This window comes from Flavobacteriales bacterium, assembly GCA_025210805.1.
GTDB lineage: Bacteria > Bacteroidota > Bacteroidia > Flavobacteriales > CAJXXR01 > JAOAQX01.
The window spans coordinates 121,109-145,844 of sequence record JAOAQX010000005.1; the positions used below are offsets into that span (position 1 = coordinate 121,109).

The window sequence follows — 24,736 nt, forward strand, 5'->3', positions numbered from 1 at the left end:
TTTCTTTCTCTTTAGAAAAGAGGAATAAAGCAATTTACACATAGTAATCTTAGTCTAAGTCTAGCTATTGTCTGTAGGATTTTCATCATTTTGTTTTTTTGATTCATCATCGCCTGAACTAACACCCAAAGCTTTCAAAGGACTAAATTTATAAAGCCAGGCCTTAGCTAGTTGCTTAGATGTTATTGGCTTTAAAAAGAAATTAATAGGTACACCACATTGACCTTCTATAGCTTTTTGAACATAATCATCAAATGCAGTCATCAATGAATTTGTATCAATAACCTTATTGTTTGCATTCTCAATTTGACCCAAATTGGATACAACACCAGATATGTAACTATTATTGAGTTGCATGAAGCTCTCTCCTGTACGAGCTTTAGCTGCATCAGAAGAAGTTGTATTAACGTCAGTATCAGTAGCACCTTGAATAGCTGCCAATTGACTCATAACTTCAGTTGCGGATGGCTTTAATGTAGAGACCGTTGTTTTAATTTCATTTGATTTTATTGAAGGAATTAGCCCCATTGTGATAACGCTAGCATGGGATTGAAGATTAGAAGTGCTCAACAGACTTTTAATTGAATCAGCAAATGAACCATCAACTCCAAATTTACCACTTTTAGCTGCAAGGAAAGAACCCATTTCAAAAGAAGCCTCAAGATCAAAGGATGTTGAAGAAGATTTTTGAGAGCTATTTGAATCTTCAGTTTTTAAGATATGAACCATACCTACAAAACTAGATCCGTTTGTTTGACCTGAAAGAATATGTATCCCCACTTTATCTGCATCCTTCCCTTGAAGGGCTTCATTCATTGATTTTTCGTCATCTGAATTGATTGGGCGATCTTTAACATAAACATTCCATGCCCTTATAGCTTTTTCAGGATCCAGAACGAAAGGAGCAAACATATCCGATTGTTTATGAGTACAATTGGCTGTGATAACAAGTGTTCCTTGAATGCTGTGTTTTGAAGTTTGAGTAAGAACTGTATGTTTTGCAGAGCCTCCTAATGACGCTCCATAACTTGGTCCAAATACAGAAGTTACTTGTGCAGAAATATAAGAAGCAATAGCATTAGAATGTGCTTCATTTCCATCTTGTTCTTCTTCATTTCTAAAGTATTGGGCATCCATTATCATCGAATCCGAGGATAACCCCATCATTTTTATAGCAGATTTATTGTAATCTATCGGACTCTCTACATTTTCAGAAATTTTGATCTGACCAGCAGCTTTTCTTGCTTCTTGTATTGTTTCCTGAGCAGCAACAGATTGTTTTGCATAATCGACAGCGGCTTCTGTCATGGCTTTTTTTTGATTATCAATCTGATCAGAAAGTTTCTTTAATTCTTCCTGTCCAACTCCCATGTTTATCATTTCCTGCATTGTCATATCTAGACTTCGCTTTGATAGAATTAGGGAGTTAAGTTTTTGTTGAGCCAGATCAACTGGCTCTTGGGCAGTGGCTACATTTTTTAGTGCTTCAATTTTCTTTGGATCTACTACATTACCAAGTACTAAACTTGGGTCGAAAGGTATTGTTGTTGGCATGATATATATGTTTAATATATTCCTTACTCGTATGGCTTTTCAGGTTTCGCCCCGTTTTTAATTGGTTTCTGGACTCCATAAATTGGGTTTATCACATGGGAAGTCAACCCAGTGGCTTTCGCGGACTTTCTTGGAATTTATAAATGAAACATTTTTTTTTATTTAGAGAGTACCGATTACTTTCTAAATATTCTCTTATTACCTGTCTGAAAATGATTTGTAACAATTTGTAAGCTATTGTCTATCTGTAAATTAATGTTGTGTGGAGTTAATTCTTGATATTACTATTTTTTATAAACTCCTTAAATTCTATTTGATTACCATTGAAGATATCAAAATCATTCTTTTTATTATTTATTTTGTATGTCTCCGACTTTTGCCAAATTGTCCAACCTTTTTGTGCCCATGCTTTTGGTAGATTCGGTTTTTTTGCTTGACTATAATTTGCAATCCACAGGTTGTAATCTGAAAAATTTGAATGGTTTAGGTACCTGTTTCCAACATTAAGATCAGTGTAAATTATTGGTTTACGATTTGATTGTGTTTCAATATGATTAAGAAACAATAAAAGTGCGGATTGTACTTTTTCAACTGATTGTGATTCATTAATTCCTCCTTCCTCAAAATCAACTATAGGTGGAATATCCATAGAGTCAATATTATCTATAGTCTTCAGGAAAAATTTTGCCTGTGTTATTGGGTCGTCTTTTGTTATATAAAAATGATAGGCTCCTCGAATGAAGCCGTGATCTTTTATCATTCTCCAGTTTCTTGTGAATTTCGGGTCGATATATGTCATGCCCTCGGTTGCTTTACAGATAATAAAATCCAAACTGTCACTATTTTTAATAACCACATCAATTTCATTATTTTGATGATGAGATATATCTATTCCATAAATATTAGGTTTTATATTTGTCACTTTGACGTTTGGTTTGTCATGGTTTTTGAATTCTGTCTTCATTTGCTCACATGATGAAAAAATGGTAATGAATATTATTGTGTTTAAGAGATGAATGTGTTTGTTCATAATTTGTACGTTTTAGTATTTCCCCTTTGCACAGAGAAAATAGCTCATGTATATATCAATTTTCAAAAGATGTTTAGATAACTAAAAACACTTGGTGTATGAGTTTTGTGTTTAAAAATATTTAGTATGTTTTTGATTATCATGGCTCTAAACTACAAAAGAAAACGCAGTAATCCAAAAAATGCAACATTAATTAATTATAAGAAAAATATTACAGCTGTTGTTAACTTTTTCAATACCCACCATTTTATAGGGTAATCTGAATTCTCTAGCTTATACATATCCGCTATTTATCAGACTGTATTCTATAAAAGAATATAGATCTTAGAATATGAAAAAATTGCAACTTAAATTTTTGTCATAGCATTGTACTTTGATACAGGGCGAAAAAAGGGGAATGTTGTTTTGTTACCATTCTAATAGCCTTTTTAAAAAGAAAAAAGCAATTGAAAAATGCTAAGAAGACCAAGTTCTACAGCCTCAAAATCTCAAAAAATATCCTTACATTCGCATATAAATGATTGGAAGAAAAAACAATCATTCAATTATCAAAAAAAAGAACAATGAAATACGACGTAATAGTTATTGGAAGTGGACCTGGAGGATATGTAACAGCCATCCGTTCATCTCAATTGGGTCTTAAAACAGCCATTGTAGAAAAAGAAAATCTTGGAGGAGTTTGCTTAAACTGGGGATGTATCCCAACAAAAGCATTATTGAAATCTGCTCAAGTTTTTGAATATATCAAGCACGCATCAGACTATGGAATCAATGTAGCCGATGCTTCACATGATTTTGGTGGAATCATCCAGCGCTCAAGAAACGTAGCGGATGGAATGAGTAAAGGAATCCAGTTTTTGATGAAAAAGAATAAAATCGATGTCATCAATGGTTTTGGGAAAGTACAACCGGGAAAAAAAGTTGTAGTGACCGATGCTGATAACAAGGAATCTGAGTACACTGCTGATCATATTATTTTGGCTACAGGAGCTAGATCAAGAGTATTGCCAAACCTTCCTCAAGATGGAAAAAAGGTGATTGGATACCGTGAAGCACTTACTTTACCAGAACAACCAAAGAAGATGGTTATTGTAGGTTCAGGTGCTATTGGGGTTGAATTTGCATATTTCTACAATGCTATGGGAACCGAAGTAACTGTTGTGGAATATTTGCCAAATATTGTTCCTAATGAAGATATTGATGTTTCAAAACAATTGACCAAAAACTTCAAGAAATCAGGAATAAAAGTAATGACCAATTCAGCTGTGGAATCTGTAGATACTTCAGGTGAAGGATGTAAAGTTTCTGTAAAAACAAAGAAAGGAGAAGAAATCATTGAATGTGATGTGGTACTTTCTGCTGTAGGAATTGAAACGAACCTAGAAGGAATCGGATTGGAAGAAGTAGGGATCGCTACAGATAGAGGTCGTGTTTTAGTAAATGATTTCTACCAAACGAATATCCCAGGGTATTACGCTATTGGAGATATTGTTCCAGGACCAGCCTTGGCTCACGTAGCATCAGCAGAAGGAATTATCTGTGTAGAAAAAATTGCAGGACACCATCCAGAAGCTATGGATTATGGAAACATCCCAGGATGTACTTATACTTCACCAGAAATTGCTTCAGTAGGAATGACAGAGGCTCAAGCGAAAGAAGCAGGATATGAAATAAAAGTTGGGAAATTCCCATTCTCTGCTTCAGGAAAAGCATCAGCTGCAGGGCACAAAGATGGTTTTGTAAAAGTAATCTTCGATGCCAAATATGGTGAATGGTTAGGATGCCACATGATAGGAGCTAACGTAACTGAAATGATTGCTGAAGCAGTAGTAGCACGTAAGCTAGAAACAACAGGAATGGAAGTACTGAAAGCAGTACACCCTCACCCAACCATGAGTGAAGCCGTAATGGAAGCCGTTGCCGCCGCTTATGATGAAGTGATTCATATCTAAGTTCTCAATACAATTTTTATCTACCTGTCAGTTCGAGTAATTTCTTTGTAGAGCAGCGGAAAAGAAATTTTATCGAAAACCCATTGCATTACATCAAAAATCACTCGAACTGACAGAGGAATACAATTTTACCTTCCTATCAGTTCCGTCCCGATCCATCGGGAAGTGAATTTGCTGCAGAGCAACGAAAAAGAAGTAGAATCGTTGTTGTCAGTTCGAGTGAATTTACTGTAGAGCAACGGAAGTAAATTTTTATCGAGAACCCAACCCTTAACCAATCTGAGTTCCACTTAGGTTGGTTTTTTTTTGTTATTATTATGAAAGATTATTATCCAAAAAGGATTGTTTGCCTTACTGAAGAAACCACCGAAATGCTCTACCTGCTTGGAGAGGAAGAACGCATAGTAGGAATTTCTATATTCACCAAAAGACCAGAAAGAGCTTTAAAAGAAAAACCAAAAGTATCTGCTTTTACTGATGCTAAATTGGAAAAAATAAAAGCTTTGAAACCTGATTTGGTTATTGGTTTTTCGGATATTCAAGCAGATATTGCCAAGGATTTAATCAAGGAAGGAATTACTGTTTGGGTAAACAATCACCGTTCTGTTACGGGTATATTGTCTATGATGATTCAGCTTGGAGCATTGGTAGGGAAAGAGCAAAAGGCTTTTGAGATTGTGGAAGAAATCAATAAGAATATCAAAAAAATACAAGAGGAAACAAAAACATGGAAGCGAAAACCAACAGTCTATTTTGAAGAATGGTATGAACCCATGATTTCGGGTATCGGTTGGGTGAGTGAAATCATTCATTTAGCAGGTGGGGAAGATATTTTTCCTGAGCTCGGAAAAGAGTCCTTGGCTAAAAATAGAATTATAGCAAACCCTGAAAGAGTCATTCAAGCCAACCCAGATATTATTTTAGCCTCTTGGTGTGGGAAAAAATTCAAAAAAGACCAAATGATCTCCAGAGATAATTGGGATCAAATTACGGCAATAAAAGAAAACCAAGTTTTCGAAATACCTTCCGAAACAATCCTACAACCTGGTCCTGCTAGTTTGATGGTGGCTTTGCCAGAACTGTTTGAGATTTTTAGGGAGTGGGGAAAGAAGTAAGATATTTCTCTTATTCCGATTACTTGTTCAATATTCACTTATGAATGAAGTGAAATAAGTGAGTATTTACAATTTGTCAACATTGATAAAAAGGAAAGATTAGATTTAACTACTTTCATAGTTGATTTTTAGTTATGTATAGGTGTAGCGTTTGTGGGTAAAGGATGTTGTTTTTTCTGAAGTGAACATCAATTATTCTTAAATCTTTAAATTAAAAATGGACGAATCTTTTTGTAAATTAGCTATATAAATTTATTCTAATGAATCAAAATAAATACCAAGAAATAGATCTCTTAAATACTCGATTACAAGAGTATCGAAAAACGGAGCATGAGAAAATAACTCAAGCTTTAGAGATAGAATATACCTATGAAAGCAACAGAATAGAAGGGAATACGCTCACACTTCAAGAAACGGCATTAGTCATCGAGAAAGGTCTCACTATTGGAGGAAAGACCCTAAATGAATATTTGGAAGCGATTAATCACACACACGCTATTTCATTTATTAAGTCATTGGCAAAGGAAAAAAATCAAATTACGGAAAGAGATATTTTGCAAATCCATAGCCTAATTTTACAAGGAATAAACAAGGAAAATGCGGGAGCTTATCGAAAGGTTCAAGTAATAATAAGCGGAGCTAAACACATTCCTCCACAACCTTTTTTAGTACCTAAGAAAATGGAAGAATTGATGATTTGGTATAACGAAAATAAAAATCTTTTACATCCTATTGACTTATCCGCAGAAATGCATGAACGATTGGTAACGATTCACCCTTTTATTGATGGCAACGGAAGAACATCAAGGCTCTTGATGAATTTGATTCTTCTACAACATGGATATCCTATTGTTATATTGAAAGGAGATGTTGAAAACCGTTTGAAATATTACCAAGCTTTAGAGTTGGCACAAGTGGAGGGTGATAAGAGTACGTTTATTCGATTGATTGAAGATAATGTACGCATGAGCATTGAAAGGATATTGCAGATATTTGAGAACTGAGTTACCGAAACACTACGCACGTGCGTACATGAGGAAAAGGAGTTATTCCACCACTACGCACGTGTGTGCGTGAGGAAAAGGAATTATCCAACCACTACGCACGTACGTGTGAGGAAAGTTGTCAAAACTAAAGTTGAGGTTCTTGCCAACAACGCCGCCAACAACACCAAAAGAAAGCATAGGGCGAATTTTCGTTTTATGCTTTTTGCTTTTGGACACCAAAGCATAATTTTGATTCTTTAGCTTATGTCTCGTTTTCCGACTTATGGGGAAAAGGGGAATTTAAAGCGATTAAGATTCATTAGTTGATAGCTCGTTTTCTTACTTATGGGAAATGGAAATTTAAAAGAGGTTTTCGGGTTATAATTTTCTCTTGGTGGACTAATGGTGGACTAAGTGAGTGTACAAAAAACAAAAAACCCTCTCAAAATGAAAGGGTTAAGTTTTATTGTAGTGACCTCGGCAGGATTCAAACCTGCAACCGCCTGAGCCGTAATCAGGTATTCTATTCAGTTGAACTACGAGGCCATTTAGCTTGTTTGCGGTTGCAAATGTATTGAGCTTTTTTGAGTATCCAAAGGCTTTTTTGAATAAAATTCAAATTATTTTATATCATTTTGGAAATCAGAGCTTGTTTTTTAGTTTTTTTTATCAAGTTTCTTTAATTTCTTGAGTTTATCGGTCTGGCTAATTCCCACTTTAGATAATTTGGAGAGTTTATCTAAGTCAATAAGTCCTGAGATAGACATAAGGACGAGGTTTGAATCGCTATTTACAACCATGACAAGTTCACTCACTTTATTATTCTTTTCTTTGATCATAAAATTGATGGTTTCGTCTTTTTCCTCTACAGTCATCAAGCTTTCATAGCCCTTACGGCTGAGTTTGTTTACTTTGTTTAAAAGTGAATTTGTTTTTAGATCTTCATCTAAAGTATACATGGTGAAATTTGTAATAGTTTTTAACATATCAACCACCTCTTGGTCTTCCTGATCTTCCATTTCTAAATGACTTAAAAGTCCGAAAAGTTTACCAGAAATATTAACTTTTGTGATTCCTTCAGAAGTGGATAAGTCATCAAAATACTTGGTGAAAATATTGTTTTGAGCAAAGGCGAATGCTCCGATAAAAAGGCTGAGGATTAATAATTTTGTTTTCATGGTATTATTGGTTTAATGCTTGGTGGTTTTTGGCTCTTACCTGGTTTATTTGCTTTACTGCAGGTTTGTATCTGTTTAGGTTGATAGAAGCACGCATGAGTTCTGTTTTTACAGTTTCAAATGCCATTAAAGCTTCCTTTCTTTCTTGTTTTTCGTAATAATTTTGAACACCTAAGATGGATAAAATCATAAAAATAGAGGCCGCTATCCAAAGGTTGAACTCTTTCTTTTTCTTCTTTTTTATCTGAGCTTCTAAAGGTTTTGTGAGGATAGAATGAAGTAATTCTTCATCCATCTCTTCATTTGTTTCGTGGCCTTCAAAGTATGCAAAAAGCATGGGGTTTTCATTCCCGAAGTTGTCCTCTTCTTTTAGCCATTTTTTAATGATTTTTTCTTCTTCTTCTGTCGTTTTTCCTTCCCAAAAACGGTCGATAAATTTTTGTTTATTGTCCATAACTAGCAGATTTTTTTCGGGCTAATAAACTGTTTCGTATATTTTTTCTTACACGGTGAATGGTTACTTTTACTTTAGATTCCGAAATATCTAAATAATGTGCCACTTCTTTGATACTAAGTCCTTCGATTTCCTTGAGTACAAAAATTTCTTTTTGTGAAGCAGGAAGTTGATCAAGTTCATTTAAAACCAATTGATATTCTTCTTTCCAAGAATCCGATTTGTTTTCTAAGTTTGAAGCTACCTCTGTTCGGTGGTCTAATCTTTCTGCTTGATTATCTTTCTTTCTTAGGAGATCGATATATCTGTTTCGAGCAGATTTTATGAGCCAACCTTGGATATTGGTTTTTTCAGGATTTGGTTTCTTTTCCCAAAATTTGAGAAATACATCCTGAACAATATCTTGTGTTAAAGATTTGTTTTTTGTAAGTTTAAAAACAAATCCAAAAAGTATTGGAGCTTCTTTTTTTACAAGCGATTGATAATCTTCTTGAGTCATTCAGGTATTGATTTGTAAGGAAAACGAAGGTAAAATAAAAAAGTTACAAGAAAGGGATTTCTGTCACTAAGAAAGGGTTATTAATTAAAGAGATAAAACCCAATTTTCTATGATTTTTAAACCTTGAGGAGTCATGATTGACTCTGGGTGATATTGTACGCCAGTGAGTGGGAGTTGTTTGTGCTGAAAAGACATGCAGTAATGGTCTATCGTACTGGTGATTTCAAAGTCTTTTTTGAGTGCTGAAGAAAGTGGGATTCCCCAAGAATGATAACGAGCTACCTCAATGGGGAAATGAAGATGTTGATATAAAAAATGATCATTTGCTATATTATCAAGTGTTTCAGAAACACCATGTTTCACAAATTCCATATTCTCTAAAGAATGCTGAAAATACATAGCCATACATTGCATACCTAAGCAAACTCCTAAAATGGGTTTTTGGAGAGAATATGTTTCTAAGACTTCAAAAAGAATTGGGTAATCAGTAGGGAGTCTTGGTCCAGGAGAAATAATGATTCCGTCAAATTGTTCTATTTGCGAAAGCGATAATTGATCTACACGTACCACATCCACATGTGCAAATTGTTCTAAATAATGCTTGAGGTTGTAAGTAAAAGAATCAAAATTATCTATAAGAATCAGTTTCTTCATCAAAAATCCTATCTTTGGTTGTCGCTGTTTTTATGCAGTTTCAAAAGTAAGGAATCTAAACTTTGAACCAACAATTTTTTATGAAAAAGGCAATTATTTCAGAAAATGCCCCAAAACCAATCGGGCCTTATAATCAAGCAGTCGTAAAGGGAAATCAACTTTTTGTTTCAGGGCAAATTGCGATACACCCCAAAAGTGGCGAACTGGAAATTAACCAAGGAATCACTCACGAAACCTTTTTGGTACTCAGCAACCTGATGGCATTGGTGGAAGAAGCAGGTTTTGAAAAAGAGGATATCGTAAAATGCTCCATTTTTCTAAAAGATATGAATGATTTTAACGAAATGAACGAAGCTTATGCTCAGGTTTTTTCAGAAAACCCACCTGCAAGAGAAGCAGTTCAGGTAGTAAAATTACCCAAAGACGTTCATGTAGAGATTTCTTGTATAGCGGTGAAGTAGAAAATTCTGCTTGAGGTTTTTTGTGTATTGAGTTTCCAATATTGCCACCCTTTTCATCAATGAGAATTGAGCGTGTTTACTAAAGTTTGCAATTAATATTGGTAAAGAATATTTGCATTTGATTGCGAAAAACGCAAATGCACATCGCTCCCTTCTACTTGAAGATTTGAGATATCAAATGATAATTCTTTTGTAAGGTAAGCCAAACAAGTTTCATCGTTTTTTAATGAAAGCCTTAAATTTCTTTGTGGTGGGTTTGATTCTAAAATAACACCCGAGTCTATGAGTTTTACTTCCCATGTATCACCACTGCAACCGCTGGAGCTAAAATTGATATAAAGACAATTCTCTGTTATTTCTAGATGATTAATTTTTACAAAATCAGAAGGTGCATCAGAATATTCTTCAGGGCTAACAATTGTATTGAAATCACAATTCATCGGTTCTGAATCCTCGCAGGTACAGCTTATGAGCAAAACACCAACAGCGAAAATAGTAAAGAATCTTTTGATTTCCGTTTGGAAAAATAATTTGGAATGTCTGAAAAGTTGCATATCTCGTTAAATTTCCTGTAAAGGTATTGATTTTTAATGAGTTTTGTAAAATATTCTTTTTGCACCTTCTGATTTATGAATATTTGGTAACTCATTTTTTTACATTTGGAGTGATGATAACCAAAGGTATATTTGGAGTAAATGAGTGCTTTTGGGAAATTATTGGTATTAAAATCTATGATTAATACCAATATTCACAAAGTATGGGATGAGATAAGGTTTATAGCTTTTGAAGTTACTAGGCATACGATATCCAACTCTTAAATCCATGTCCCAGTTTTTCGCCATACGTGCTCCGCAGTTGAGTGATAGATTCCAATAATTGTTTTCATAATTATACCAACCATCTTTTACGTTAGGAAAAATACTTCTATAGTAATCAGTATGTTTAAAATATGCTCCCAAAAGGCGTTTATGCATCAGCTCTATTCCCATATACCATTTGTCTGAAAAATACCCAGGCATCAGACTTACGATGATGTTTTGAATATTGGCTTTGTGCACCGTATTTTTTAAGAATTTGTTTTCAGCCCCAATATTCACAATCATATTAAAAGATGTATTGTTAAGTACAGTAGTTGATAGGTTTATATTGAAATCTGAATAATTCATTTGGTAGGTTTTCCATCCAATATTTCCAAGAATTTTTTTGCTCGATTTACCCAAAGAAAGATTCATAACTCTACTGTAGGAAATACCTCCAACCAAAGCTGGATCCATTTCCAGATGAATGCTAACGCTATTTTTGTTGTCATTTCTAAAAGCAAAAATATTATTTATTTGTTGAGCAATTACACTGTTTGTAAAGGCTAGGAATACGAAGAATGTTATTGTGTTTTTCATCGTTTGTTTTTTTAGTTTTGAAAATAATCTCTAATAGAAGGAAGCGTTTTGGAATGAGCTAAAATCTCATAATGACTAGCTCCTTCAATGGTCATAATTTTATTGTTATATAAATTGAAATATGGAGCTTGATAGTTTTTTTGATAATCTACACCCAATCGTTCTGATGTTCCAGCAATAAAAAGTACATCGTTCTTGAAGTTCTCTTTGATTCCTTTTGTAAAATCTGCCGAATAAGATTTATCCCAAAGTCCTCTCCATTCGTTAATAAAGTAGTTACAGCGATATCCTTGTCTAGTGTCTGTATCTTCATGTGTTTTTTCTTCAAATTGGCTAGTCATTCTAAAATAGTCTGCTTTTTCATCATTTTGAGGAATTAGGTAATCGGAATTATTAAGAAAAGCTTGTAGTTCTTTGTCAAAGAAGTTTTTGGCTGTAGGATTTGTGTTTTCCATGGCTACCTTATTAAGTGGTCCAGGCTCAAGAAGTACTGTTTTTTTAACTCTATTTGGATATTTTTGAATGTAGTATGATGCATACGCACCACCCCAAGAATGTCCAATAAGATACAGTTTTCTTGAAGGGCTAAAGTGGTTTCCTATCTCGTGTAAATCCTTTAGATATTGAGGAGGCGTTAGTTTATCGTTTGCTGAACGTTCTGATAGCCCTGCACCTCTTTGATCCCAAAATACAAGAAAATAATCATCACTCAGGGATTTCCACCTGAGATAGGGTCGATAACTATTTCCTGGTCCTCCATGTAGAATAATCACAACTGGATTTGAAGGGTTTCCAAAGGTTTCTAAATGGAGTTTAGTCCCATCAGAAAGTGTAAATGAGGGAAGGCTTAAATCGTCTACAACGGTTTTAGGAACTAGATCACCTACAACAATGTCTTTTTTGTCGCAAGAAGTCAGTAGTCCTAAAAACAAGAGTGTTAAGACTAATAGTTTTGTTGATTTAATCGTTTTCATCTTTTTTTGAATGCTAATTAATTTATAGCAAAGATGAATACTGTTGAGGAATTGATTGTTCTAAATTATAAATTAGAACCTATTGATTCTGTAAATAACTCACACTGATTATTCACTATAAAAATCAGGCTCAAGTCGTAAAACGGTTGCCTTCATTTCTTGGGCTTTATTTTTATTTCCAGATAATTCTAAGGCCTCGGCGTAGCTGTCATATACATTGGGTTTGTATGGGAATATTTGGGTGTTTATTTCAAAAATAGTAGTGGCAATGTCTAGTTTTTTTGCAGATAAATAAAGATAGCCAAGTGTGTTGAGTTCTTTTGATGCAGTGCAAATGCTTCCCAAGTTTTGAATCAAGGTGTCTTTGTATTTTTTGACGTATTCAATGGATTCGTTCTCTATTAAATACATGAGATAGTTTGCAGCACGATAATTGGGTTTAGAGGGGTAACCTAATGCAATCTGAGCCAAATCTGTTTCCATAGAATTTACTGGGGATTCAACAATTCTTCCTATTTCTTTGTTGTCACGATAGAAGATAAAAGTAGGAACTCTATGGATGAGTTTTCCTTTTTCTTCCCCATTGGGTCCCACTTTCTTTTTATTGTCTAAATAGTATAGCCCAGTAAGTTTCAGATGATCATTTGGGAGTTGTAAATCATCCCAAAGTTTAATAAACCTTGGCGTGTAGTATTTGCTGTCTCCACACCAAGTGCCGAGGAAAATTTCTACTTGAACATCTTCAAGATTGCTTGCCCAGTCTATTTCCTCGCTTTTTAAAGAAATGGATTCATAATATTTTTGATACCAAGTAGAAAAGCTGGTATCTGTTTTTAAAGTGGTAATATCAAAGGTTCCGCAAAGATGTTTTTTGCCTTTTTTATCTGTGTAGGTTTGATTTTTTTGAGAATATGAAAATGAAATAGAAAATAGAAAAAGTGAGAGTAAAAAAAGATTCTTCATATATCGATTTGATTAGTTTGAGCATCAAGATAAGAAAACCATTTTTTCCATGCAAAATATTTACACTCTTTTAGCATATTTTTAAGTGAGTTATACCATTTACGGTGTTGCCCACATTGAAGAACTTGTCCCGATTTTTCGGGAGAGGAAGAGGGATGTTCTATAACGAATACTTCTAGAAATAAACGAAAACCTATGGGTAAATTAATACAATAAATGGTATAACCTACAAAAGTTGGTACTTTTGTAATGCATTTTGAACAAGGAGATGAAAAAGATAAAGAACTCAGTAAAAGAAGAATTAGAATTTAGTAAAGTTTTGGATTGGCTCAAAGAGCATTCGGAAAGCGAAAAAAACAAGACATATTTCCAAAATATTCAACCTTATTCCACTATTAGGAATTTAGGTGGGCATTTTTGTGTTTTGGAGGAATTTTCTCATCTTCAGGAAGATACTGTTTTTCCTAGTTTTCAGTACAAAGACTTAATTAAAATCAATAAGGTGCTGCGAATTGAAAATGCCATTCTGCAAATAGATGACTTTTTTGATCTACTGACCACGATAGATTGGGCGAATAAAGTCATAAGATATTTTAAGAATAATGTGGAAGGCAGTCCTATGCTCAGGAAAATGTTTGAGGTTTTGGGCCTTGAAAAAGTCTTGGTAAAGGAAATTCTAAAAGTGTTTAATGCACAAAAAGAAGTAAAATCCACTGCTAGTAATGCTTTACAGGAAATAAGAATAAAAAAAGAACAAGTAAGGCGTTCGAGTGCCAAAAAATTTCAATCTGCCGTTACCCGCTATGGGAAAAACGGCTTTCTTGCCGAAACGGTGGAAACCTATATGGACAATACAAGGCTTCTGGCAGTACTTGCAGAACATAAGAAAAAAGTATCGGGTAGGCGTTTTGGAGAGAGTAAATCGGGTAATGTGGTATATATAGAGCCACAGGAATGTAGCTCTTATAATCGAGATTTTTTCAACCTTTTGGAAGAAGAAAAAGAAGAAATAAGAAAGATTTTGCTGGAGCTTACTCAGGTTTTTCGAGAAAGAAAAGACTTTGTAAAAGAGCAAAGTATCATCCAAGAAAAACTGGATAGATTACACGCTATTATCCGTGTTGGGAAATTGTATTCTGGAGTCATTCCAAAGATTTCTAAACAAAGAAAAATGGTTTGGAAAGATGCTTTTCATCCGCTTTTGGTAGTGAACTACAAAGATAAAGGAAGAAAGGTTTTTCCACAAAATATCGAGCTGAGTGATTATCAAAATATGATTGTTATTTCGGGACCGAATGCTGGAGGGAAATCTATAAGTTTGAAAACAGTTGGACTGCTCCAATTGATGTTCCAGTGCGGAATAAAAGTCCCTGTTCATAGCGATAGTACTTTTTGTATGATCGAAGAGATTTTTACGGATATTGGAGATAATCAATCTATAGAAAATGAGTTGAGTACTTATAGTCATAGACTCAAGAAAATGAAAGAGATTTTGGAGTTTTCAACACCCAATTCCATGATTCTCATTGATGAATTTGGGTCGGGGTCAGATCCTATTTTGGGAGGGGCTTTGGCTTCTGTTTTCTTTGAAGAACTGTATAAAAAAGGAAGTTTTTCTGTACTTACTACGCATTATGGTGTCATTAAACTGATGGCAGAAGAAATGAGTGGTGTGCAAAATGCTTCTATGCTTTTTGATGAGAAAAAACTAAAACCACTTTACCAGCTTCATGTGGGGAGACCGGGGAGTTCTTTTACTTTTGAGGTGGCTCAAAATATCGGAATTCCCGAAGAAATCATCAGAAAAGGAAAGGAAAAAGTGAGTGATGAGAATATGAAATACGAAGAACTCGTCAATCAATACCAAAAACTCAATACGGCTTTAGAATTCGAAAAACAGAACCTCAGAAAAAAAACGAAAAGAACGCATACACTCAAAAAAGAGTTTGATAAAAAACTGGAATATTTAGATCAGAAAGAGAAGAATTTAATCGGTAGAGTTGAGGAAAATGACCGCCAACTCAATCTTGGGAAAAAACTCGAAAAAATTATCATTCAATACAAAAGAGGAAGGAAAACAAGAGAGGTTTTCCAGCAGTTTAAAAAATTGGTAGAAACCGAATCCAGAGTAGAAGTTACTACGAAAAAACGCCCTCCTGTTTTTAAAGAAAGAAAAAGCGAGGAAATGCCCGATTTCAAAGAAGGAGATTTGGTAAGGCTCGTAGGAGGTTCTGATGCAGGACAGATTATTGAATTAAAAAGAACCAAAGCCACGGTCTTGTTTGGAAATCTAAAAACACAAATTGATTTGAATAAAATTGAAAAAATTCGGAAGGATTATCGGAAGTGATTTTTTATATTTGAGTGTTTTGCAATTGTTTAACTGGTGTTTATGAGGGCTGTATTTGTTTTTTTGTTAGGACTTGTTTTGTTTCAAATCAATATTTCTTGTGGTAATCATAATGAAAAGTTGGATAGACAGTATTCTTATCAAGATTATAATTTTCAGGACTATGATGGAGTAGTTATTCGCTCTTTTAGAGTTCATTTTAGTATGGAAATACGAGATAGCGTTCATAAGCTTAGATATATTTATGAAGACACTGAAAAACAAGATACGATAACATTTAGATTAAGTGAAAATTCAGATTTTTTGCCAGAGTATTTTTCAAATGGTAAAAAATCTAATAAAGTGTTTGATTTTGTTTCAAGTAAAAATTATACTTTTAATGGGCAGTCTTATCAGGTCTATAAATATGCAAGGAACTATTTAGCTGTAGATGGATGTGTTATCTATTTTTGGTGCCCCAATTTTGGAATTATTTTAAAAAGATCTGCTACTTGGAGAAATTATCAAAAATTACAGATGAATCAGCCTGCTGAAAATGAGAAGCTCAACATTCTTGTGGAGTTGTTATATCAAGATTCAGAGTTTTATAAAGGTTGTTTGCCTAGGTGATTATTTCGACAATTTGAAAAAAGAACCAAAGCCACGGTCTTGTTTGGAAATCTAAAAACACAAATTGATTTGAATGAAATTGAAAAAGTAATAATGTTGAATTAATAAAATCGATATATGAGATCAGTACTTGTCGTGATAATTTTTTCAGTTTTCCTAAGCTCTTGTGATATGGAAGTACATTCTGCGAAGCGTTGTAAGGATGAATTTAAGGTGCCCATTCTTCTTGATAATAGAGCTAATGAAAGTTTACCAAAACTAAATTCGAAGAAATTCGGGAATGCATATTACCCTATTGTTTATGTAGGTGATTATGAAGATTCTATAAGTGTCAGTTATTTGTATTCTTATATTCCTGCAAAATTACCTCCGCCAGCAATAGTGGTGCTTTCTGATTCTACATTGAAATACAAGAAGTCTAAAAGAATTGATGAAGAAAGAGCAAAGCGTTTAGAGCATTTGGAGTTGGTAAATCCTTACTTCACTGATGATTATTCTTTTGATTGTCAACAGTACTCGGTATTTGATTCTCTTCAATTGATAGTTGATACCAGTCAGACTGTAGGTAATTGGAGTTTAGATTATCAAATACCCGTGTTGGGATATCCTGTATTGATTAATAATAGTAGTAAGGATACTGTTTGTGTAGGTTTTGGAGAATTGAGTATAAGACTGCAAGCACAAGATACTTTAGGGTATTGGCAAGATATTGAAAAAGGAAGAATGATAGGTTTTGGTACAGGAGTTCCTTGGCTTTTTATTCCTTCTCAAAAATGTTTGGTTACTTTGGTTTCTGTTTATAATGGAGTATTTGAAACTAAACTGAGATTAAGGATTGGTAACAAGTACTCAAATGAGTTTAGAGGAAATATTAATTTGTCACAGTTTATTCAAAAGGAGAGGAGTTAGTTGTCCGATAATTGGTGTTTTTTATTTAATGATAGTGTTATCTAATCTTAATAATTTTTTTCGAAACAAATGATTCATCTGAAATAATATTTAGAAAATAAATTGATGGAGGATAGTTTGATAAGTCGAATTGTATAAAATTTTCTTTTGTCGTTTTGGAAAGGATAACTTTACCTTTTAAGTCATATATTTTAATTTTGATAACATCTGCAATCGATTTTAAATGCAGGTTAAAAATACCGGTTGAAGGATTTGGAGAGACGCTAATTTGAGATGAGCTTATGTTGTTTTCAAAAATAGATATTGGATTTGTTAAAATATCAAAATTTGAATAACGAGCTATAAATATATCTTCGAGATAATCTGTTGTCAACGAGTGGTCTGAGTTGTTTAGGTCAAGGTTGATCGTATTAAGAAAATGACCGCAAATAATCGCTGTGTCGTTATAAATCTTGAAGCCGCTAATGAAATCATTATAGCTTCCGCCCAAGAATTGTGAAGAAGCACAATATTTAAAATTGCTGTCATATTTCGCAATATAATTACCAAATCCAGCATTAGTTAGAGTTAGATAATCATCTGGGTCGAAATTAGCTTTGAAGTTTATAAATCCTACAGTATAAATATTTCCATTATTATCAGTTTCAATAAGGTATGGTTCTGGACTTTTGCCATTAAAGTTTTTTGCCCAATGAATATTATCTAGGGTATCAAACATTGCTATAAAATCTCTTTCTATTGGATACTTCCCGTGTGGAGAATTTCCATACTCCAAATTTGAAATCGAAATAGTGTCGTTATTTCCATAAAGCGACATAGTTCCCCAAAATTTCCCATATATAATTAACTTATTATTCTTAGTTCTTTTAATGAACCCACCACTAACAGAACCACTAGAAAGCCCATATAGTTTATTGGAAATCAAATCTCCATTCATAAGGTCATGTTTTTCTACCAGAAGTTTTTTCTCACTAAATGTAGATGAATAAAAGGGGGTTTTGAAATTTTTTATTGCATAAAATACAGATTTGTTGAGTAGTTCAGGATTACCATTTATCTTTTTTGTCCAGATTAATTGTAGTGTAGAATTGAATTTAGACAAATAATCGTTGGAGTATGTGAAAATATTATTCTGATGATCGATAAAGATCTTAGTATTTATATTATCGGTTGCAATTGAAGGAAGACGATTAACAGCTTTGAAAGTACCATTTTCATTGTATTTTGCTATAAATCCATTTGATGGAGAACAATCAAAACTGTAAACTCCGTTTGAAGGATCGAAATCAATATTACCAACGCTTTTACCTATTATATATACATTTAGGGAATCGTCAACTAGTAATTTAGCCCCTTTTTCCCATGCTTGACCTCCTAATGCAAATGACCAAATGTGATGTAGGCTTTCATCATACTTTGCAACAAAAATATCATTTGAATTTACTCCTTGTGCCTGATGGTAATTGGGATTTCCATTAGGATTAAAATCAACTGAATTTGAAAATCCACCAGTGATATATATATTCCCTAAATTGTCTTTAACGATATCCCAAGCTTTGTCTTCATAAGATCCTCCAATTTTTAAACTAGATTCAATGGTTTGCGAAAAACTTGATGAATATAAAAAGATAAAAGCAAGTGTCAAAGAGGAAATTATATTTCTCATTTTTACAATATTTGAGGTGAAGATTTTAAGAATTTTACTTCTTATTGTTGTAATAAGCGTTATGGTTCTATAACTGTTTTCTTGAGGTTAGGTAAAAAAGTATATCAATTTACGAAATTTATTGGTATTAAGGGAGTTAGTTTTGATTGTTTTTCTGCTAGAGAGCTATTGATATTAAAAGTGAATGGGTCGGTAGTAGTGTTTTGGGGGTTCTTGTTTAATTCTAACTTAACTTGACAAAAGAATCTCTTGACGAACTATTTGACCTTTATTTAGTGAACTAAAGTTGCGATGAGCGAATTAATGCTTTCTATAAAATTTTGGTAACAACTTCCGTCCTATAAGCATCTGTGAAAAATGAATCAAAATAGAGACCAAGAAACCTATTGTTACAAAAAATGATACTTCATAAGTTAATCTTTCCCAACCAATGTGATTCTTATTATAGAGAAAATAAAGAATGCTAATAGAAATATTGAGAGCTAAAAAGACTACCCAATGATATTGGTATTTTTTAAAAACTCGAATAGTCAGTGGTGATAAAAGCAGAAAGAAAAATCTGTAAAAAAAATACGTCAGACTTAAATCTGAAATAACAGTCAATTTTCCTAAAAGTTTTGAGTGGGCATTATACATCAAGAAAGATTCTATCAAAAATTCCAACAAAACAAAGCTTGAAAAAATTAATACGGTGTTGATTACTATAGATGTTAAATAAAATCGAAACATTACAATGAGAAGTATGAGTTGTTTTTATTAGCTAGTTCTCTTGTGTTATCGGAAAAGAAGCCGTCATTTATTTTTTCGAAAACAGATTTAGATAAGGGCATATTGGACTCATAGTCGATTGTTTTAGCCAAAAGGGAAAATATTTTTCGAACCATATCCAAAAACAAAAAATTATCAGCCCAAAATAAGAATCATACCAGTTATCAGCATTCATTTCCTGTATTTACAACGGTTTTAATTTTGGTGTTCTTATAGGTTTTGTGCTAAACTTTTCAACAGTTTCGATAAGTGGGTGATAAATATCGTTTGATTGTAATAAAACACCGATAAGTAAATCTGTTAAGGAGTAAACAACTCTTAAAACTCCCTCCATATACGCTTAAAATTTCGTAATTTTGTGTCCGCAAAATACCAACGATATGGATATAGAATTTATTAAAGAATCGAAGTTGTCAACGTGTAACTACCGTGATTTTCCATTTGGTACCTGTTTTGCAGACCACATGTTCGTTATCGAGTTTGAGAATGGGGAATGGAACCAAGGGACAGTAAAACCTTATGGACCGTTAACTATTATGCCATCAATGCAGGCTTTGCATTATGGGCAAGCTTTTTTCGAAGGAATGAAAGCTTACAGAACCAATGATAACGAAGTAGTCCTTTTCCGTCCGGAAGAGAATGCCAAACGTTTTAACAGAACAGCAAAGAGACTAGAAATGCCAGAACTCCCTGTGGAGAAATTTATGGAAGGTCTTACTACTTTGCTTGATATTGATAGAGAATGGGTACCAGCAAATGAAGGATCTAGTTTGTATATTAGACCTGTAATGTATGCTTCAGGAGAAGGTGTAAAAGCCGCTGATAGCTACAAATACACAGTGATAATTATGACTTGTCCTGTAGATGCTTATTACCAAAAACCTGTAAGGTTATTAACAGAGTTACATTACTCAAGAGCTGCAGAAGGAGGTACAGGAGATGTTAAGGCTGCTGGAAACTATGCCGGATCTTTTCATCCTGCAAAATTGGCGATCAACAAAGGATTTGATCAATTGATGTGGACAGACAGCAAGGAACACAAATATGTGGAAGAAGCTGGAACCATGAATATTTTCTTTGTAATAGGAGAGGAGTTAGTAACACCTGAGCTTTCGGGTTCTATTCTTCCTGGGATTACTAGAGATAGTATAATTATTCTTGCAAAAAGCCTTGGAATAAAAGTTTCTGAAAGACAAATTTCTTTAGAAGAGTTAAAAGAAGCATCAGCAAGTGGTTTGTTAAAAGAGGCTTTTGGAGCAGGTACTGCCGCTACTATTTCAAATATTGCTGAGATAGATATTGAGGGTGCACTCATTAAAACGGATATAGATAAGCATGTTTCAGACCAACTTAAACTAGAGCTAGACGCTATTAGATCACAAGATAAAGCAGATCCTTTTGGATGGCTTGTTCAAGTTGAAAGAAAAATGGTGAATTAATGTGTAATTACACTGATTAAGTACATCACTTTATACAACAAAAAAAGTCTCGAGATTTCTCGAGACTTTTTTAGTTATATGATTTAGGGAAATTCTATTTAGAATTTAAAATCTTTTTGTTTTGTACTCATGCTTCCACACATAAAAACACCCAAAGGAAAACGATCTGGATATGTTTTGTTTTGAATATTTGTGAGAACTTTTGCAGCAGGAGTATCCGTTCCAGATCCAAAATTATTGTAGAGTTTATTAAGAATCAACAAAACTTCCTCACTTATCGTATGCATTTTTGCAAAGGCATCTAGTGGTTGTTTCCCTTCATAATAGTATTCTTCTACATCAAATAGTAAATCGTAATAAGGAGTTCTTTTTACCCCATTTTCCACAATCCAGTTTGAGATATCAGTATCTTTTAACAGATTTCTAAAAAAGGGTCTTCCTGTTCCTCCTAGTCCAATATCTTGTAGGCTGTCATTAATGAATGTTTCAAAATAGAAGAAGTCATCAACAGCATCGTCATCTCTAAATTTGATAGAAAGATATCTTACAGTATCATTTCTAAATACATTGAATTGTTTTCTTATATAAAGTGTATCAATAGCAGGAGCTTTAGAATGAATATAATCTTCGGCTAAAAATTCTTGTTCTTCTCCATCGAGTTCTACATTGATTTTTAACTGATATCTAGTCCCAATTTTTCCCACGAGGTCATTAGTTGTGTACACGCCTTTTTTGTTGTTTTTTTCTTGTAATAAGTATTCTTTATTATTACTTAGATCTACCACAACAACCTTAGCGTTACTCACAGAGACATCCTGTTTTAAATCAGAAAAATAAGGGAGTGATTTTGTTAAGGTGATTTCTTGGTAGCCATCTGTAGGTTTGTTTGTATGATGAAAAATTCCACCTTTAACAACCAGTTTTGTGGCGGCCTCGTTTTCTATTTCTACATCAATAGGATTATCGCAAGAAAGAAATAACAGAGAAGTGAGTAGAATAAATGGTAAAATGTATTTTTTCATGATTTTTTTTTCTTTTGATATTTTTTAGAATTCAAAGTTCCACGTTACCGAAGGAATGATTCCGAAATAGGTTCTTTTTAAAGCTTGATTAATTCCTTTGTCTGCATCGTACTGGAAGGTGATTGCAGCAGCATTATATTGGTCATAAACATTGTAAATACTAAAGACTAAATCAGATTTGAATTTCTTTTTCGGGTCTTTGTTTAGTTTATACACAGCACTTAGGTCTAGTCTGTGGTAATTTGGAATTCTACTGGCATTTCTTTTTCCATCATATACAGGGAAGTATTCTCCATTTCTTTCAAAAACAGCTACAGGATAATTGGTTGGAATCCCTGTGGCAAATACAAAATTGGCAGAAAGCGATAATCTATCCGAAAGGTCGTACATTCCTGTAATTGATAAATCATGTCTTTTGTCATAAGAGGCATCATACCATTCTCCATTGTTGATTCCAGGTTCTCCTTCGCCCCCAAAACCTTCTATTTTTATTTCGGTTTTACTCAAAGTATAAGAAATCCAACCCGTGAATTTTCCACGATTTTTCTTTAAATACACTTCTAATCCATAACTCCTTCCAATTCCTGGAAGCATTTGGTTTTCTATATGATTGTTGAGTGTTAGATCTGGTAAATCTCTATAGTCAATTACATTTGATAAATGTTTGTAATAGGTTTCTACAGAAAGTTTGTATTTATTGTCATCAAAGTTTTTAAAGTAACCCAAAGAAATTTGATCAGCAATTTCTGGTTTGATATGCTCACTATTTGGAATCCAAATATTTATTGGAGTAGGAGAAGTGGCATTGGAAACTAAATGTAGATTTTGTGACATTCTGTTATAACCCAGTTTTAAAGAAGAGGTTTCATCTAGCGTATAACGAGCTCTTAATCTTGGTAATAAATTAAAATTGCTTGAGATTATTTCACTTGGGTAGTAATACTTTGAGTTAATAGGTTCACGAGAAACATAATCGTTTATTTCTGGATTCCAATAAATGGGTTCGTTGTTTTCAAAAATTCCTACTTTTTGCCTACCTGTATTCATATAAACACTGGCTCGAATTCCGTATTCTAGTAACCAAAGCGGTGAAGGCTCTATTTCATGAGAAATATATGCAGCACTTTCTATTCCATATTTTTTATCTAAAACGGCATTAAACCCTTCTGTGTTGTTTGAGGTGAATTTTCCAGGATTAAAGAAATATCTGGTTGCGTTTAAACCTGCTTTCAACTTGTTTTCTGTGTTCAAGAAAAAAGTATGATCTGTTTTCAAATTGGTGGTTTCTATATCTGCATCCCAATTAAATTGCGTTGCTCCAGATTTTACTTCAAGGTTATAGTTATATTTTGAATACACTAAAGAATAGTTAGAAAACCATTTTGGGTTCACAATTCTGCTCCATCTAATGGCGAAATTGCTAGATCCCCAATCGAAACCAAAGTCTGAGCTTAAATCAAAAACATCTCTTCCTAAATAACCTGAAAGAAAAATACGGTTGTTATCATCTATTTTATAGTTTGCTTTTAAGTTTAAATCATAAAAATATAGCGCAGCATCGCTAATTCCCTCATTCCCCACAAGCGGTAGGAATAAGTCTGCATAAGAACGTCTTCCTGCAATCATAAAAGAACCTTTTTCTTTTACAATAGGCCCTTCTAACATCAGTCTAGAGGCTAATAGTCCTACACCACCTTTTCCGTGGTATTCTTTCATATTTCCTTCTTTTTGTTTGATGTCTAAAACAGAAGATAATCTCCCTCCAAACTCAGCAGGGATTCCTCCTTTGTGCAGGGTTGCATCCTTAATGGCATCTGCGTTAATAACAGAGAAGAATCCAAATAAATGAGAAGAATTAAAAACCACCGTTTCATCTAGTAAAATAAGGTTTTGATCCACTTTTCCTCCTCGAACATTAAAACCACTAGCACCTTCTCTAGGTGTGGTGATTCCTGGTAGAAGGGTTAATGATTTTATCAAATCTTGTTCTCCCAATACTACAGGAACTTTTTTGAGGACTTTTGCAGAGATTTTTACCGTTCCTATTTCGGCATTCTTTACATTGGCATTTTCTTTTTCATCGGTTACTTCTACTTCTCCAATGATATTAGCACTTTCGCTCAGGCTAAAGTTTCTAGTTTTCGATGAGCTTAAATCAATCTTTTCGGTATAAGTATCATATCCTATAAAACTTACTTCTATGGTGTAGTTGCCAGGTTTTAGATCAATCGCATAATATCCATAAGCATTGGTAGAAATACCTTTACCAATTTCTTTGATGACAATATTCGCACCTATAAGCTCTTCTGAGGAACTTTTGTCTTTGACATATCCACTTAGGGTAATCTTAGATTGAGCTAAAGATTGAGTGGCAAAAATCATTGAAATGATCAATGAAATATAAACTAAAGCTTTTTGTTTCATCTGATTAAATTAACAGGATTTTGTAATGCAAATGCAAGTTTAAGTGTAATTCCTTAATTAATTAGGTATTTAATGTTAATATCTACTAAAGAATTAATTTCTTCGATAAACTCCTAAAAAATAATGGAATCATCTTGTGAACGTAATTTGTGAATAACTATTGTTTGATTTCTTTTGGAAGTGTTTTGAAACATAGATTTAGCCAGTGTGACTGATTTTAATGTTTAGAAAATGTTAATTCCATGAAAAATAGTGAGCATTTGGCATTAGAAAACACAAAATAGGATTAAAATTGCTTGTCCAAAATGCCCTTTTTTTGTTATTAAATTTTA

The 24,736-nt window shown here is 33.5% G+C and carries 21 protein-coding genes and 1 tRNA gene; 8 read left to right on the forward strand and 14 right to left on the reverse strand.

From position 1 onward, the window contains the following. Positions 1-60: 60 nt before the first annotated feature. On the reverse strand, positions 61-1,554 hold the full coding sequence (locus tag N4A45_02370) for a hypothetical protein (GenBank protein MCT4664063.1): 1,494 nt from the start codon (positions 1,552-1,554) through the stop codon (positions 61-63). A gap of 268 nt (positions 1,555-1,822) precedes the next feature. Then, positions 1,823-2,584 (reverse strand): GH25 family lysozyme, encoded by a 762-nt coding sequence (locus N4A45_02375; protein MCT4664064.1) that lies wholly within the window; start codon positions 2,582-2,584, stop codon positions 1,823-1,825. A 563-nt stretch (positions 2,585-3,147) separates the two neighbouring features. On the opposite strand from N4A45_02375, the gene lpdA reads away from it, so the two are divergent. The 3 genes from lpdA (at position 3,148) to N4A45_02390 (ending at position 6,655) form a co-directional block, all read left to right on the forward strand. Then, complete coding sequence (gene lpdA, locus N4A45_02380; protein ID MCT4664065.1) at positions 3,148-4,536, forward strand: dihydrolipoyl dehydrogenase; 1,389 nt, start codon at positions 3,148-3,150, stop codon at positions 4,534-4,536. A gap of 317 nt (positions 4,537-4,853) precedes the next feature. Next, positions 4,854-5,651 (forward strand): cobalamin-binding protein, encoded by a 798-nt coding sequence (locus N4A45_02385; protein MCT4664066.1) that lies wholly within the window; start codon positions 4,854-4,856, stop codon positions 5,649-5,651. Positions 5,652-5,911: 260 nt separating this feature from the next. Next, positions 5,912-6,655, forward strand: coding sequence for a Fic family protein (locus tag N4A45_02390; GenBank protein ID MCT4664067.1), 744 nt, complete (start codon positions 5,912-5,914; stop codon positions 6,653-6,655). 454 nt (positions 6,656-7,109) lie between these two features. On the opposite strand, the gene N4A45_02395 is transcribed toward N4A45_02390, so the two are convergent. The 5 genes from N4A45_02395 to N4A45_02415 all read right to left on the reverse strand — a co-directional run bounded on the left by N4A45_02395 (position 7,110) and on the right by N4A45_02415 (position 9,422). Continuing rightward, positions 7,110-7,183: transfer RNA gene (locus N4A45_02395), tRNA-Arg, on the reverse strand. 110 nt (positions 7,184-7,293) lie between these two features. Further along, complete coding sequence (locus tag N4A45_02400) at positions 7,294-7,815, reverse strand: DUF4252 domain-containing protein (protein ID MCT4664068.1); 522 nt, start codon at positions 7,813-7,815, stop codon at positions 7,294-7,296. Positions 7,816-7,819: 4 nt separating this feature from the next. Beyond that, complete coding sequence (locus N4A45_02405; GenBank protein MCT4664069.1) at positions 7,820-8,269, reverse strand: hypothetical protein; 450 nt, start codon at positions 8,267-8,269, stop codon at positions 7,820-7,822. Beyond that, positions 8,259-8,768 (reverse strand): RNA polymerase sigma factor, encoded by a 510-nt coding sequence (locus N4A45_02410; protein MCT4664070.1) that lies wholly within the window; start codon positions 8,766-8,768, stop codon positions 8,259-8,261. The genes N4A45_02405 and N4A45_02410 overlap by 11 nt, the downstream gene beginning before the upstream one ends. An 84-nt stretch (positions 8,769-8,852) precedes the next feature. Then, complete coding sequence (locus N4A45_02415; protein MCT4664071.1) at positions 8,853-9,422, reverse strand: aminodeoxychorismate/anthranilate synthase component II; 570 nt, start codon at positions 9,420-9,422, stop codon at positions 8,853-8,855. Positions 9,423-9,502: 80 nt separating this feature from the next. Here N4A45_02415 and N4A45_02420 point away from each other — a divergent pair, with 80 nt between their 5' ends. Beyond that, positions 9,503-9,883 carry a Rid family detoxifying hydrolase gene (locus tag N4A45_02420; GenBank protein ID MCT4664072.1) on the forward strand — a complete coding sequence of 127 codons (381 nt, stop codon included), beginning with the start codon at positions 9,503-9,505 and terminating at the stop codon, positions 9,881-9,883. 92 nt (positions 9,884-9,975) lie between these two features. On the opposite strand, the gene N4A45_02425 is transcribed toward N4A45_02420, so the two are convergent. The 4 genes from N4A45_02425 to N4A45_02440 form a co-directional block, all read right to left on the reverse strand. Continuing rightward, positions 9,976-10,437, reverse strand: a complete 462-nt coding sequence (locus tag N4A45_02425) for a hypothetical protein (protein MCT4664073.1) — start codon at positions 10,435-10,437, stop codon at positions 9,976-9,978. A 168-nt stretch (positions 10,438-10,605) separates the two neighbouring features. Continuing rightward, the gene (locus N4A45_02430; GenBank protein ID MCT4664074.1) at positions 10,606-11,280 is read right to left on the reverse strand and encodes a hypothetical protein; all 675 of its coding nucleotides are present in this window, start codon (positions 11,278-11,280) and stop codon (positions 10,606-10,608) included. A gap of 11 nt (positions 11,281-11,291) precedes the next feature. After that, on the reverse strand, positions 11,292-12,254 hold the full coding sequence (locus tag N4A45_02435) for an alpha/beta hydrolase (GenBank protein ID MCT4664075.1): 963 nt from the start codon (positions 12,252-12,254) through the stop codon (positions 11,292-11,294). Between the two features lie 108 nt (positions 12,255-12,362). After that, positions 12,363-13,217 (reverse strand): thioredoxin family protein, encoded by an 855-nt coding sequence (locus tag N4A45_02440; protein MCT4664076.1) that lies wholly within the window; start codon positions 13,215-13,217, stop codon positions 12,363-12,365. 268 nt (positions 13,218-13,485) lie between these two features. On the opposite strand from N4A45_02440, the gene N4A45_02445 reads away from it, so the two are divergent. The 3 genes from N4A45_02445 to N4A45_02455 all read left to right on the forward strand — a co-directional run bounded on the left by N4A45_02445 (position 13,486) and on the right by N4A45_02455 (position 17,085). Further along, a complete protein-coding gene (locus N4A45_02445) occupies positions 13,486-15,567 on the forward strand; it encodes a hypothetical protein (GenBank protein ID MCT4664077.1) in 2,082 nt (693 codons plus the stop codon). 42 nt (positions 15,568-15,609) lie between these two features. Further along, positions 15,610-16,176, forward strand: coding sequence for a hypothetical protein (locus N4A45_02450; GenBank protein MCT4664078.1), 567 nt, complete (start codon positions 15,610-15,612; stop codon positions 16,174-16,176). Positions 16,177-16,293: 117 nt separating this feature from the next. Beyond that, positions 16,294-17,085, forward strand: a complete 792-nt coding sequence (locus N4A45_02455) for a hypothetical protein (protein MCT4664079.1) — start codon at positions 16,294-16,296, stop codon at positions 17,083-17,085. Positions 17,086-17,122: 37 nt separating this feature from the next. On the opposite strand, the gene N4A45_02460 is transcribed toward N4A45_02455, so the two are convergent. Continuing rightward, positions 17,123-18,751: a T9SS type A sorting domain-containing protein gene (locus N4A45_02460; GenBank protein MCT4664080.1), complete on the reverse strand. Its 1,629-nt coding sequence runs from the start codon at positions 18,749-18,751 to the stop codon at positions 17,123-17,125. Between the two features lie 1,148 nt (positions 18,752-19,899). Between N4A45_02460 and N4A45_02465 the strand changes: the two genes are divergently transcribed. Beyond that, positions 19,900-20,958: a branched-chain amino acid aminotransferase gene (locus tag N4A45_02465; GenBank protein ID MCT4664081.1), complete on the forward strand. Its 1,059-nt coding sequence runs from the start codon at positions 19,900-19,902 to the stop codon at positions 20,956-20,958. Positions 20,959-21,056: 98 nt separating this feature from the next. On the opposite strand, the gene N4A45_02470 is transcribed toward N4A45_02465, so the two are convergent. Both N4A45_02470 and N4A45_02475 read right to left on the reverse strand, forming a co-directional pair. Next, on the reverse strand, positions 21,057-21,980 hold the full coding sequence (locus N4A45_02470) for a DUF4249 domain-containing protein (protein ID MCT4664082.1): 924 nt from the start codon (positions 21,978-21,980) through the stop codon (positions 21,057-21,059). Between the two features lie 24 nt (positions 21,981-22,004). Continuing rightward, on the reverse strand, positions 22,005-24,404 hold the full coding sequence (locus N4A45_02475) for a TonB-dependent receptor (protein MCT4664083.1): 2,400 nt from the start codon (positions 24,402-24,404) through the stop codon (positions 22,005-22,007). Positions 24,405-24,736 lie beyond the last annotated feature (332 nt).

Bases quoted from the DNA above. Each gene is read 5' to 3' on its own strand.
- N4A45_02370 (MCT4664063.1), bottom strand. From the start codon at position 1,554: ATGCCAACAACAATACCTTTCGACCCAAGTTTAGTACTTGGTAATGTA.
- N4A45_02375 (MCT4664064.1), bottom strand. From the start codon at position 2,584: ATGAACAAACACATTCATCTCTTAAACACAATAATATTCATTACCATT.
- lpdA (MCT4664065.1), top strand. From the start codon at position 3,148: ATGAAATACGACGTAATAGTTATTGGAAGTGGACCTGGAGGATATGTA.
- N4A45_02385 (MCT4664066.1), top strand. From the start codon at position 4,854: ATGAAAGATTATTATCCAAAAAGGATTGTTTGCCTTACTGAAGAAACC.
- N4A45_02390 (MCT4664067.1), top strand. From the start codon at position 5,912: ATGAATCAAAATAAATACCAAGAAATAGATCTCTTAAATACTCGATTA.
- N4A45_02400 (MCT4664068.1), bottom strand. From the start codon at position 7,815: ATGAAAACAAAATTATTAATCCTCAGCCTTTTTATCGGAGCATTCGCC.
- N4A45_02405 (MCT4664069.1), bottom strand. From the start codon at position 8,269: ATGGACAATAAACAAAAATTTATCGACCGTTTTTGGGAAGGAAAAACG.
- N4A45_02410 (MCT4664070.1), bottom strand. From the start codon at position 8,768: ATGACTCAAGAAGATTATCAATCGCTTGTAAAAAAAGAAGCTCCAATA.
- N4A45_02415 (MCT4664071.1), bottom strand. From the start codon at position 9,422: ATGAAGAAACTGATTCTTATAGATAATTTTGATTCTTTTACTTACAAC.
- N4A45_02420 (MCT4664072.1), top strand. From the start codon at position 9,503: ATGAAAAAGGCAATTATTTCAGAAAATGCCCCAAAACCAATCGGGCCT.
- N4A45_02425 (MCT4664073.1), bottom strand. From the start codon at position 10,437: ATGCAACTTTTCAGACATTCCAAATTATTTTTCCAAACGGAAATCAAA.
- N4A45_02430 (MCT4664074.1), bottom strand. From the start codon at position 11,280: ATGAAAAACACAATAACATTCTTCGTATTCCTAGCCTTTACAAACAGT.
- N4A45_02435 (MCT4664075.1), bottom strand. From the start codon at position 12,254: ATGAAAACGATTAAATCAACAAAACTATTAGTCTTAACACTCTTGTTT.
- N4A45_02440 (MCT4664076.1), bottom strand. From the start codon at position 13,217: ATGAAGAATCTTTTTTTACTCTCACTTTTTCTATTTTCTATTTCATTT.
- N4A45_02445 (MCT4664077.1), top strand. From the start codon at position 13,486: ATGAAAAAGATAAAGAACTCAGTAAAAGAAGAATTAGAATTTAGTAAA.
- N4A45_02450 (MCT4664078.1), top strand. From the start codon at position 15,610: ATGAGGGCTGTATTTGTTTTTTTGTTAGGACTTGTTTTGTTTCAAATC.
- N4A45_02455 (MCT4664079.1), top strand. From the start codon at position 16,294: ATGAGATCAGTACTTGTCGTGATAATTTTTTCAGTTTTCCTAAGCTCT.
- N4A45_02460 (MCT4664080.1), bottom strand. From the start codon at position 18,751: ATGAGAAATATAATTTCCTCTTTGACACTTGCTTTTATCTTTTTATAT.
- N4A45_02465 (MCT4664081.1), top strand. From the start codon at position 19,900: ATGGATATAGAATTTATTAAAGAATCGAAGTTGTCAACGTGTAACTAC.
- N4A45_02470 (MCT4664082.1), bottom strand. From the start codon at position 21,980: ATGAAAAAATACATTTTACCATTTATTCTACTCACTTCTCTGTTATTT.
- N4A45_02475 (MCT4664083.1), bottom strand. From the start codon at position 24,404: ATGAAACAAAAAGCTTTAGTTTATATTTCATTGATCATTTCAATGATT.